Here is a 10,182-nt window from a genome sequence, read left to right on the forward strand (position 1 = left end):
CTGCTGGACTGGACTAAGCTTGGTCTATGTCTGAAGTCGTCAATATCCATGCTGCAAAGACCCAGCTCTCGCGTCTGGTGGAGCGCGCCCACTTGGGCGAGGAAATTATTCTTGCCAAGGCGGGTAAGCCTTACGCGCGGCTGGTGCCACTGGCCCCGGCCCGCAAGCGTGAGTTTGGTTTTCTGGCCGGGACGGTGGAACTCAGCGACGAGGAAAACTACGAGCTACTCCGTCCACTCAGTGAGGAAGAATTGGCGGACTGGGAGTGAGGCTGCTGTTGGATACGCACATTCTGGTGTGGCTGGTTGCAGGCGATCCGAAGCTCCCAGCTTCCCTGGCGGCGCAATTGCGCTCATCCGAACACACCCTCTATCTGAGCGCCGTGGTGGCCTGGGAACTGAGCATCAAGTTTCACATGGGCAAGCTCCCCAGCGCTGCCTCCCTGCTGGCCGACTTTCCCGCCGTCGCCGCCCGGCTGGGGGCCGACGTGCTGGACATCTCGCCCGCACATGCCATCCGCGCGGGGGCGCTGGAATGGGCGCACCGCGATCCCTTCGACCGGATGCTGGTGGCACAGGCACTGGAGGAAGGGTTGCGGCTGGTCACACTGGACGGCCATATCACCGGGTTTGCCCAGGCTCCGATTCTGCGTTAATCGCGGCTGAAGCGTGAGCAGCAGGCAAAAATCCATGCTGCTGGCCCTCGCCCTGGATCTGCTGGGCGAACCACCCACGCCATTTCATCCGGTGGTCTGGATGGGGAATTACCTCAAGGCAGCCCGGAAACGGTGGAGGGCCGAAACACCCTCTGAGCAACTGCGCGAGGGGGCTATGTGGTGGGCGCTGGGTGCGGGGGCTTCGGCTGGAGTCGGACACTTGACCCAGCATCTACCGGGCGGCTGGATCACACAGGGCATCCTCCTGAAGCCGTTGCTGGCGCGGCGGGCGCTGTTCGCGGCGGTAGCTGAGGTTCACGCGGCTCTGGTTGGGGATGATCTGCCAGAAGCAAGACGCCTCCTATCCTGGCATCTGGTCAGTCGCGAGACATCCGAGTTGACGGCGGCAGAGGTGGCGGGCGCGGCCATAGAAAGTCTGGCGGAAAACCTGTCGGACAGCGTGGTTGCACCGCTGCTGTGCTTTCGCGTGGGCGGGCTGCCGCTGGCCGCGCTTTACCGCTATGCCAACACCGCCGACGCCATGTGGGGCTACCGCACCCCGGAGCTGGAACACGTCGGGAAGGTGGCTGCCCACGCCGACGACGTATTCAATCTGGCCCCGGCCCGCCTGACCGCGCTGTGTACTTTGCTGGCCTCTGGTGGGCGCGGCCTAGGCGTATGGACGCGTGACCGCCGCAACACCGCCAGCCCCAATGCCGGACATCCCATGAGCGCCTTTGCCGGAGCGTTGGGCGTCCGGTTGGACAAGCGTGGCGTGTACGTCCTGAACGCCGGGGGGCACGTGCCGGAAGCGGCAGACCTGCCCCGCGCTCTGACGCTGGCCCGCCGCACCTTTGCGCTGGCAACCCTGTTCTTGCTCTTGCCCTGGAAACAACATGCTTGAATTGCCGCCCCTCATTCCCCGCATCCGTCACGGCGGACCCACTTCCGAAGCCTTCACGGGGCTGGATTTCAGCGTGAATACCAATCCCTACAGCCCCAATCCGGCGCTGGTGCGGGCACTGCGGGAAGCCGATCACACCCAATATCCTGATCCGGCCTACCGCGCGGTGAGGGAGCGACTGGCCGCGTGGCATGGTGTTTCCCCTCCAGAAGTCGCGCTGGCGGTGGGCGCATCCGATCTGCTGCACCGCATCGTCCGCGCTTATTTGCCGCCCAGTGGCATCTTGCTCAGCGTTCACGCCCCCTTCGGAGAATTGGCCCGCGCTGCCACGTTGAACCGGGTAGAAGTGCGCGTACCCACACCCGAAACCGTCCTCAACGAGATTCAGCCCGGCGTTTCACTGGTGTATATCGGCCATCCGCACAACCCCACAGGCCACCGCTTTACAGAAGGCGAACTGGAAGCCCTCGCCGCCGCCTGCTCGTCTGCCGATGCCCTGCTGATCGTGGACGAGGCGTATGCGCCATTTCTCCCCGCATCCAGCATCCCGCGCACAGCGTCCGTGATTCGGCTGCTCTCACCCGGCAAGGCGCATGGGCTGGTGGGCGCACGTCCCGCCTACGCTCTGGCTGCGCCGGAAGTTGTCGCCCGACTGGACAACCTCGCGCCCGCGTGGCACGTTCCGGCGGGAACGGCGGCGGTCCTGGCGGCGCTGCCGGAGGCTAGAGGATTTCTGGATGAAACATTGCCGCGCGTGCGACAGGAGGCAGAGGCGCTGGCCGCTGCTTTGCGCCTTCTCGGCCCGGTGGAGCGTCACGGCACGCCATACATGACGCTAGAAGTGGGGAATGCGGCGGCGGTGGCGGCAAAGTTGCTCAAGCTCGGCATCCGGGTACGCGATTGCGCCAGCTACGGCCTGCCTGAGCGCATTCGCGTCTCCACCCGCAGACCGCAGGAGAATGCGCGGCTCATCCAAGCGCTCAAAGCTGTTCTGGAGGACACTTATGGGTAAAGCCATCATGATTCAGGGCTGCACCAGCAGCGCGGGCAAGAGCTACCTGACGGCGGCGCTGTGCCGCATCCTGGCCAACGAGGGCGTGCGCGTGGCCCCCTTCAAGGCCCAGAACATGAGCAACAACGCGGGCGTGACCCCGGCGGGTCTGGAAATGGGCCGCGCCCAACTGGTGCAGGCCCAGGCGGCGCGGGTGGTCCCCGACGTGCGGATGAATCCCGTGCTGCTCAAGCCGGAGGCCGACACCCGCTCGCAGGTGGTGCTGCTGGGCCGCGCCAGTGCCGAACTGACCGCGCTGGGCTGGCGGGAACGCAAACCGTACCTCTGGCCCCACGTTCAAAAGGCCCTGCACAGCCTGCTGGACCAGTATGAAGTGGTGGTCATCGAGGGTGCGGGCAGCCCCGCCGAGGTCAACCTGCGTGAATCGGACATCGTGAATATGCGTGTGGCGCGGGAAGCACAGGCCGCTGTGCTGCTGGCCGCCGACATTGACCGGGGCGGGGCCTTCGCGCACCTGCTGGGAACGTGGCATTGCCTGACGCCGCAGGAACGCGCACTGATGAAGGGCTTCATCCTCAACCGCTTCCGGGGCGACGCGCGGTTGCTGTCGCCCGCCCCCGAATGGCTGGAGGAACAGACCGGGGTGCCGACGGTGGGCGTGGTTCCCATGCTGGATATTCCCCTGCCCGAAGAGGACGGGTTCTGGACCGAGAAACAGCCTGTGGGTGGGGAGGAGGGCTTCGTCGCCATCGCCCGCCTGCCGCGCGTGTCCAATCTGGACGAGTTCGCGCCGCTGGGACCGCTGGCCCGCTGGGTCACCACGCCTGCGGAAATGGAAGGTGCGCGGGCCATCATCCTTCCCGGCAGCAAAAGCACCGCCGCCGATCTGAACTGGCTGCGGGCCTCCGGGCTGGCGGCGGCGGTCACGCGGGCGGCCCACGCGGGCGTTCCCGTGCTGGGCATCTGCGGCGGCCTGCAAATGCTGGGCCAGACCCTGAGTGACCCACACCAGGTAGAGGGCGGTGGGGAGGTTCCTGGCCTGGGCCTGCTGGACCTTGTCACCAACCTCGCCGCCGACAAGACCACCCGCCTGACCACCGTGACCGACGCCGAAACCGGCCTGAGCCTGAGCGGTTACGAGATTCACCACGGACGGACGCACTCCGGCCCAGGCGTGCAGGAACTCGCGCCGGAACTGCTGTGGCGTGCGGGCAACGTGCGCGGCACCTACTTGCATGGTCTGCTGGAAAATTCAGCCTATCTGGAACGCTTCCTGGGCTGGGCGGGTCTGGCCTCACCCGCTGGGCTGGACAGTCTGGACGCCCGCCTGGACGCCATCGCCACCCAGGTTCGCGCCAGTCTGGACTGGGAGTTCGTGCGGGGGTTGCTGTGATCCTGTACGTCACCGGAGGCGCACGCAGCGGCAAGAGCAGCTTTGCCGAGGCCCGCGCCGCCGCGTCCGGGGGGGCAGTGACCTACCTCGCCACCGCGCAGGCGTTTGACGCCGAGATGACCACGCGCATCGGGCGGCACCGCGCAGACCGTCCGGCCCACTGGACGACGGTGGAAGAACCGCTGGACGTGCCGCAAGCTATGCAAGACGCCTCCACGCACACCATTTTGCTGGACTGCCTGAGCCTGTGGGTCAGCAACATGCTGCTTCTGGACTGGACCGACGAGGCCATGCTCGCGGCGGCAGATGACCTGTTGAACGCCGCCCGCGCCCGCCCCGGCCTGACCGTGCTGGTCTCCAACGAGGTGGGCCTGGGCATCGTGCCGGACAACGCCCTGGCCCGCCGTTACCGCGACGTGCTGGGCTGGGTCAATCAGCGTTGCGCCGCCGCCAGCGACGAGGCAATCTTCCTCGTGAGTGGCCTTCCACTGCAACTCAAACCCTCTAGAGCAGTTCTCCGAATTACGTCACCAGAATAAAAGACTTCCGGCGACTCCATTCTCCGTCCTGCTCAGTCAAAGTCACTCGCTCCGCTCGGTCATAAAAATGGTCTTTTTATGACAACTGCTCCAAGGAGTTCCATGCATCCTGAATTAACAGCCCTGATCGGGTCCGTCCAGTCCGCCGATGCCGCCGCCATGTCCCGCGCCAGTGAACGTCAGTCCCAACTGACCAAACCCGCTGGGGCGCTGGGCGATCTGGAGGAACTGGCCGTGCGACTGGCGGGCGTCTTTGGCACAGAAAGACCCCATCCACGCGGCGTGGCCGTGCTGGTGGCCGCCGGGGATCATGGCGTGGCCGCTGGCGGCGTCAGCGCCTACCCGCCCGAAGTCACGCCCGCGATGGTGGCGAACTTCCTGGCCGACACGCCCGCTGGACCGGGGGGAGCCGCCGTCAACGCCATCGCCCGCACGGTGGGCGCGCGGGTCTACGTGATGGACGCCGGGGTGAATGCCGAATTGCCGGACCATCCCGCCCTGATTCGCGCATCGGTGCGGCGCGGCACGCGTGATCTGCGCCTTGAACCCGCCATGACCGTGCAGGAAACGGAGAGCCTGATCCTGGCCGGAGCCGCGCTGGCACGGCGGGCCATTGAGAACGGCGCGGACCTGATCGTTCCCGGCGAGATGGGCATCGGCAACACCACGCCCGCCGCCGCCCTGACCGCCCGATTGCTGAATCTGGATGCGGCAGAGGTGACAGGCCGGGGCACAGGCGTGGACGACGTGACGCTGGCCCGTAAGCTCGGTGCCGTGCGTGAGGCATTGGCCCGCACTGATACCACCGATCCCCTGACCGTGCTGGCCGAATTCGGCGGCTTTGAAATCGCCGCCATGATGGGCATGATGCTTCAGGCCGCCGCACTGCGCCGCGCAGTGGTACTGGACGGCTTCGTGGAAGGCAGTGCGGCTTTGGTAGGCGTATCCCTGGCCCCGGCCCTGCGCGACTTTCTGTTCCCGGCAGGCGAGTGCGCCGAGATCGGCCACGCGGCGCAACTCTCGGCCCTGGGGTTGAAACCGATGTTCAGACTGGGCCTGCGCCTGGGCGAGGGCACGGGGGGTGTGCTGGCTGCACCCCTGCTTCTGGCGGCAGCCGCCACCCTGCGCGAGATGCGGACCTTTGAGGAAGCGGGGGTGCCGGGCGGGGGCTGACCCGGCGGCCCTTTCCCCGCTCTCATTCAGTCCCCTCCACTTTCGCTAGCCTGTACTGGTCAGCCTTAGCCGCTGCATGTCTTTGCGCACCGCACCCTCTGGAGGAACCGCCGATGATCACCGTCATGAACCGCATTGCCGTCCACGCCGAATACGCCGATCAGTTTGAAGCCCGCTTTCTGGACCGCGCCCGGCTGGTAGACGAGATGCCCGGCTTCGTCAGCAATCAGGTGCTGCGCCCGGTCAATCCCGGCGATCCCTACGTGGTGCTGACCCTCTGGGAAAGCCGCGCGGCCTTCGAGGCGTGGACCAGTTCGGACGCCTTCGTACAGGGCCACGCCCGCAGCGGCTCGCTGCCGAAAGAGGCATTCAGCGGTCCCAACAAACTGGAAATCCACGAGGTCCTTCAGGACTCCAGCCGCCCTGACCTGACTGCCGAGCCTCGGGGCACAGCGTTCGGAATGCACTGACGCCGTTGCCTGTGGGCCTCTTCTGTTCGGGGTCACGTCTCTGAAAAATCCTGGACAGAATGTATAGGCATCGAGTGGGCAAACGAAAAAGCACCGTCTGGAGCGGTGTTTCATTTTGATAGGCGGTAGAGGATTTAAACCTTTAATGCGAACTCCGCTTGAAAGGTGTCGGCTCCGCCTCTCTGTCAAAATTCGGGCCGACGAGGACGAGCAAGGCAGGCTGCTCCAGATGCTCATGCCCGCCTATCCCAGCCGTGCCCCGAAAGAGTTTCATACTTCCAGACGGCGCAGATGGACGCGGGTGATCTTGAGACCCTCAGTGGCCTCGGCAGTCAGTTCGTAGCCCTGGATCTGGATCACGGTGCCGGGCGGCGGAACCGTGCCGTGGGCGTTCAGCAGCAGGCCCGCCACGGTGGTGGCCTCGTCGCTGTGCAGGGTCAGGCCGTGGTCCCCCCGCAGATCGCTCAGGGTCACCCCGCCGTCAAGAGAAAACGAGCCGTCGGGGTTGACCAGAATCCACTGATCCCCCGTTTCCGGGCCGGAGTCCATGACATCTTCAATCAGGTCGTCCATCGTGACAAAGCCCAGAGTGCCGCCGAATTCGTCCACCACCAGGGCGGCGTGGCCGCGCCCGTGCTTGAACAGGGTCATCAGGTCCTCGGCGGGAGAACTGGCCGCCACGCTGGGCAGCGGGCGGATCAGCCCGGCCAGTCTCAGTGAACGGCCCTGCGTGCGCGCCCGGATGAAGTCCTTGATATGCAGCACGCCCACCACGTTGTCCAGATCACCGTCAAAGACCGGATAGCGGCTGCGGGGCGAACGGGCGAGCGAATTCAGGATCTCGCTGACGGGGGCGGAGAGGGACAGCGCCTCCACGCTGCGGCGGGGGGTCATCAGTTCCTCGGCGGTGCGGTCTTCCAGGGCAAAGATGTTCTGGATCAGGTCGCGCTGCTGCTCGCCCAGTTGGCCGCCCTCGGCGCTTTCCTCGGTAACGATGCTCAGTTCCTTGCTGGTGTACAGCAGCGCGCCCTCGCCGGGTTCGCGGATCTTGAGCAGGCGCATGAGGCCCAGGGCCAGCGCCGTGAGCAGCGAGATCATGGGCCGGAAGATGAAGGCAAAGACCTGCATCAGCGGATGCACCCGCACGCTGACCGCTTCCGGGGTTTGCAGCGCCAGCGCTTTGGGGATCATCTCGCCAAAGACGACGTGCATGAATGTGATCAGGCTCAGGGCGACGATAAAGCCCACCGTGTGCGCCGCCGCATACGATAGCCCCCAGCCCTCGAAGGGGCCGTACAGCCACGCCGCAATTGCGGGTTCGCCGTACATCCCCAGCCCGATAGAAGCCAGCGTGATCCCCAGTTGCGCCACGGCGATATAGCGGTCCTTGCCGGTGAGCTGCGCGGTCAGGTCATACAGCCAGCGGGCTGGCCCACTTCCGCCCTCGGCCAGCACCAGCAGGCGGCTGCGGCGCGAGGCCACCAGCGCAAATTCGGCGGCCACGAACACGGCGTTGAGCAGCACCAGCAGCAGGATAATAACGATGGGCAGAACGTAGGTCAGCACTATTGATCGCCCCCGATGCTGCCGTCGTCCTCGCCGCGCTCCAGCGTGAAGCCCACCCGCTGCACCGTGCGGCGCTCCATCGCCTCGACGCGCAGGGTGGTGTCGCCCAGCGTCAGTTCGTCGCCCACCTCAGGCCAGCGCCCCAGGCCCTGCCACATCAGCCCGCCGATGGTGTCCACCTCGTCGGTGGGCAGGCGCAGCCCGAAGCGGTCATTCAGGGTGTCTACCAGCACGTCGCCGCGAACGCTGACCTGCTGGGTCTGTCCCGCCAGTCCTTGGACCGTCACGGGATCGTCTTCGTGATCAAACTCGTCCTGCATCTCGCCAAAGATTTCTTCCAGCGTGTCTTCCAGCGTGACGATCCCCGCCACGCTGCCGTATTCGTCCACCACCACGGCGCTGTGGCGGCCCTTCTCGCGCAGACGCAGCCACAAGCGCGGCACACTCAGACCCTCGGCCACGATCAGCGGTGGAACCATGATCTCGGAGACCGGGGCGTCGGGACGGGTTTCGGCGGTCAGGAAGAGTTCGCGCAGGTGGATCATGCCGATCACGTCGTCTGGGTTGCTGCCGTCCGGGCCGCCTTCCGGGCGCTCACCCGTGACTGGAAAGCGCGTGTAGGGGGTCTGCGCCAGCCGGGCCAGGGCCTCACGGACACCCAGGGAAGCGGGCACGCTGACCAGTCGCACGCGCGGGGTCATGATCTCGCGGGCCACCCGTTCCTCCACGCCCAGCACGCCGGAGACCATCTCGCGCTCTGCGGCGTCGATCAGGCCGCCGCGTGCGCTCTGGCGGTACAGATCTTCCAGTTCTTCCGGCGAGTGGACGTGGGCGTGGCTGTGGTCCGTGTTCAGCCCCCAGGCCCGCATGGCCGCGAAGGCCGCGCCATTAAAGACGGCGATCAGGGGCCGGAACAGCAGCAGGCTGAGTTGCAGCGGGCGTAGCACGGCCACCGCCAGCCGTTCGGGGTAGCGTAGCGCCACCGTCTTGGGCAGCAGTTCGCCCAGCACCACCTGCAAGACGGTGATGAAGACCAGCACGATCACCGTGGCCGCCACGTTGCCGCCCACGCTTCCCAGCACGGGCGTCAGCAGCGGCGTCAGCCGGGCCTGCCCGAAGGAGCCGGCCACCAGACTGCTGAGGGTAATGCCGATCTGACAGGCGGCCACGTAGGTGTCCAGCCGCCTGGGGTCGCTCAGAATCTCCAGCAGGGCGGCGGCAGAGCGGTTGCCGTTCTCGGCGGCAGCCTGCACCCGTGAGCGGCGCGAACCCACCGTGGCAAACTCGGCGGCCACGTACAGGGCGTTGAAGCCCACCATGATCAGGATGACGGCCAGGGTCAGTGCGAGGCTCATACGGCGCTGGCACCGCCTTCAGGGGCTGTGCCTTGCCGGGAGTCAGAACCGGCGTCCGGTTTGGGAAGAAACATGTGGCTGGAGCATAACGCAAGTGGAGGAACGGGCCGCATCTGGCTGGATGAGTGATGGACCGCCTCGGAAGACCGGGCGGTCTCTTCGCACATAGGTGATACTGACTCCGATTGAATCGTTTGCAAAAACGATGAACATCCGAGTGGAGTGAGAACGAGAAGAACGGGTTCCGGGCGTGGAGTTGGCAAACTGGCGCTTTCCCAGTTTGTTAACGAAACAGACGGAATCCGTATCAGACATCGCGAGATTTCGCCCTTCAGATCAGGCCAGTCTGCCACACGGCTGGAGAGGTCTTGGGCAGAGAATGTCACGCTGGTCAGCAATTCCCGAAAAGTGGGCGCTGAACCTGTCTGATCTGGTGGCGTCGGATTGAGCAGTTACGCACGCGCTACGCACGCGGCACCGTGGACCGCTCTATACAAACGAAAAAACCCGCGCTGGGCGGGTCTTAATTGGTGGGCGGTATAGGACTTGAACCTACGACCTCTCGCGTGTGAAGAGCCAAAAATGCCCTCTGGGTCGCGTAAACTGCCCTTAAACTCGCACTTTCGGCTGGAGGGTCATCCTTCAGTCTCTACGGGTCACCCCCGTATTCACGCGCTTGATCGAGAGCGCTGGCTGTCAATGGCGGTCAAGGCAGAATCGCGGATGCGGAACAGCACGGGATGACTGTCTTCTGTGGACCCAGCGCAGTCCGGCAGTGCTGAAACTGAGAGAATCAGTCCGCTACACGTAACTACTCAGCAGGGGGACTTGCGGAGTGGAATCAGATAGAGTAGGCGCATCAAGAACGCTCTTTGCCCCAATTGCCTGATCCTTCAAGCTCGCCTTGACGAGCTTGAACTGCGATTGCTGACCCTGGAAGCTCGCCTTGCCGCCACAAGCCGAACTTCTAGCCAACCGCCCAGCCAGGACAAACCGTGGGTCCCCAAGAGTGAGCGCCAGAAGAGCAACCGCTCTTCTGGCGGGCAACGTGGCCATCCCGGCAAGACGCTCAAAATGAGTGAGCATCCTGATGAAATCAGGACGCTCCCGGTCAC

11 protein-coding genes are annotated in these 10,182 nt (G+C 65.3%); 9 read left to right on the forward strand and 2 right to left on the reverse strand.

All coding sequences use genetic code 11. From position 1 onward, the window contains the following. Nucleotides 1–26: 26 nt before the first annotated feature. The 8 genes from Q319_RS0103430 (at nt 27) to Q319_RS0103465 (ending at nt 6,146) form a co-directional block, all read left to right on the forward strand. Nucleotides 27–269: a type II toxin-antitoxin system Phd/YefM family antitoxin gene (locus Q319_RS0103430; RefSeq protein ID WP_029480560.1), complete on the forward strand. Its 243-nt coding sequence runs from the start codon at nt 27–29 to the stop codon at nt 267–269. Beyond that, nucleotides 266–655, forward strand: a complete 390-nt coding sequence (locus Q319_RS0103435) for a type II toxin-antitoxin system VapC family toxin (RefSeq protein WP_029480561.1) — start codon at nt 266–268, stop codon at nt 653–655. The genes Q319_RS0103430 and Q319_RS0103435 overlap by 4 nt, the downstream gene beginning before the upstream one ends. A 34-nt stretch (nt 656–689) precedes the next feature. Continuing rightward, nucleotides 690–1,559 carry an adenosylcobinamide-phosphate synthase CbiB gene (gene cbiB / locus Q319_RS0103440; protein ID WP_029480563.1) on the forward strand — a complete coding sequence of 290 codons (870 nt, stop codon included), beginning with the start codon at nt 690–692 and terminating at the stop codon, nt 1,557–1,559. Further along, a complete protein-coding gene (locus tag Q319_RS0103445; RefSeq protein WP_029480564.1) occupies nt 1,552–2,571 on the forward strand; it encodes a pyridoxal phosphate-dependent aminotransferase in 1,020 nt (339 codons plus the stop codon). The genes cbiB and Q319_RS0103445 overlap by 8 nt, the downstream gene beginning before the upstream one ends. Then, nucleotides 2,564–3,964 (forward strand): cobyric acid synthase, encoded by a 1,401-nt coding sequence (locus tag Q319_RS0103450; RefSeq protein WP_156039152.1) that lies wholly within the window; start codon nt 2,564–2,566, stop codon nt 3,962–3,964. The genes Q319_RS0103445 and Q319_RS0103450 overlap by 8 nt, the downstream gene beginning before the upstream one ends. After that, nucleotides 3,961–4,503 carry a bifunctional adenosylcobinamide kinase/adenosylcobinamide-phosphate guanylyltransferase gene (gene cobU / locus Q319_RS0103455; RefSeq protein WP_034413564.1) on the forward strand — a complete coding sequence of 181 codons (543 nt, stop codon included), beginning with the start codon at nt 3,961–3,963 and terminating at the stop codon, nt 4,501–4,503. Before Q319_RS0103450 ends, cobU begins: the two co-directional genes overlap by 4 nt. 102 nt (nt 4,504–4,605) lie before the next feature. Next, nucleotides 4,606–5,676 carry a nicotinate-nucleotide--dimethylbenzimidazole phosphoribosyltransferase gene (cobT, locus tag Q319_RS0103460; RefSeq protein ID WP_029480568.1) on the forward strand — a complete coding sequence of 357 codons (1,071 nt, stop codon included), beginning with the start codon at nt 4,606–4,608 and terminating at the stop codon, nt 5,674–5,676. Between the two features lie 113 nt (nt 5,677–5,789). Then, the gene (locus Q319_RS0103465; RefSeq protein ID WP_029480569.1) at nt 5,790–6,146 is read left to right on the forward strand and encodes an antibiotic biosynthesis monooxygenase family protein; all 357 of its coding nucleotides are present in this window, start codon (nt 5,790–5,792) and stop codon (nt 6,144–6,146) included. A gap of 270 nt (nt 6,147–6,416) precedes the next feature. Here the strand turns inward: Q319_RS0103465 and Q319_RS0103475 are convergent, their stop codons facing one another. Further along, complete coding sequence (locus Q319_RS0103475) at nt 6,417–7,712, reverse strand: hemolysin family protein (protein ID WP_029480570.1); 1,296 nt, start codon at nt 7,710–7,712, stop codon at nt 6,417–6,419. Beyond that, nucleotides 7,712–9,067, reverse strand: coding sequence for a hemolysin family protein (locus tag Q319_RS0103480; RefSeq protein WP_029480571.1), 1,356 nt, complete (start codon nt 9,065–9,067; stop codon nt 7,712–7,714). Before Q319_RS0103480 ends, Q319_RS0103475 begins: the two co-directional genes overlap by 1 nt. A gap of 885 nt (nt 9,068–9,952) precedes the next feature. On the opposite strand from Q319_RS0103480, the gene Q319_RS28565 reads away from it, so the two are divergent. After that, a partial coding sequence (locus tag Q319_RS28565) for a DUF6444 domain-containing protein (RefSeq protein ID WP_245618936.1) occupies nt 9,953–10,182 on the forward strand: 230 nt, incomplete at its 3' end.

Origin of the sequence: Deinococcus marmoris DSM 12784 (genome assembly GCF_000701405.1) — a bacterium.
In the GTDB taxonomy this organism is placed as follows: domain Bacteria; phylum Deinococcota; class Deinococci; order Deinococcales; family Deinococcaceae; genus Deinococcus; species Deinococcus marmoris.

Coding starts and splice junctions, on each gene's coding strand:
- Q319_RS0103430 (WP_029480560.1), top strand. CDS start 27: ATGTCTGAAGTCGTCAATATCCATGCTGCAAAGACCCAGCTCTCGCGT.
- cbiB (WP_029480563.1), top strand. CDS start 690: ATGCTGCTGGCCCTCGCCCTGGATCTGCTGGGCGAACCACCCACGCCA.
- Q319_RS0103445 (WP_029480564.1), top strand. CDS start 1,552: ATGCTTGAATTGCCGCCCCTCATTCCCCGCATCCGTCACGGCGGACCC.
- Q319_RS0103450 (WP_156039152.1), top strand. CDS start 2,564: ATGGGTAAAGCCATCATGATTCAGGGCTGCACCAGCAGCGCGGGCAAG.
- cobT (WP_029480568.1), top strand. CDS start 4,606: ATGCATCCTGAATTAACAGCCCTGATCGGGTCCGTCCAGTCCGCCGAT.
- Q319_RS0103465 (WP_029480569.1), top strand. CDS start 5,790: ATGATCACCGTCATGAACCGCATTGCCGTCCACGCCGAATACGCCGAT.
- Q319_RS0103480 (WP_029480571.1), bottom strand. CDS start 9,067: ATGAGCCTCGCACTGACCCTGGCCGTCATCCTGATCATGGTGGGCTTC.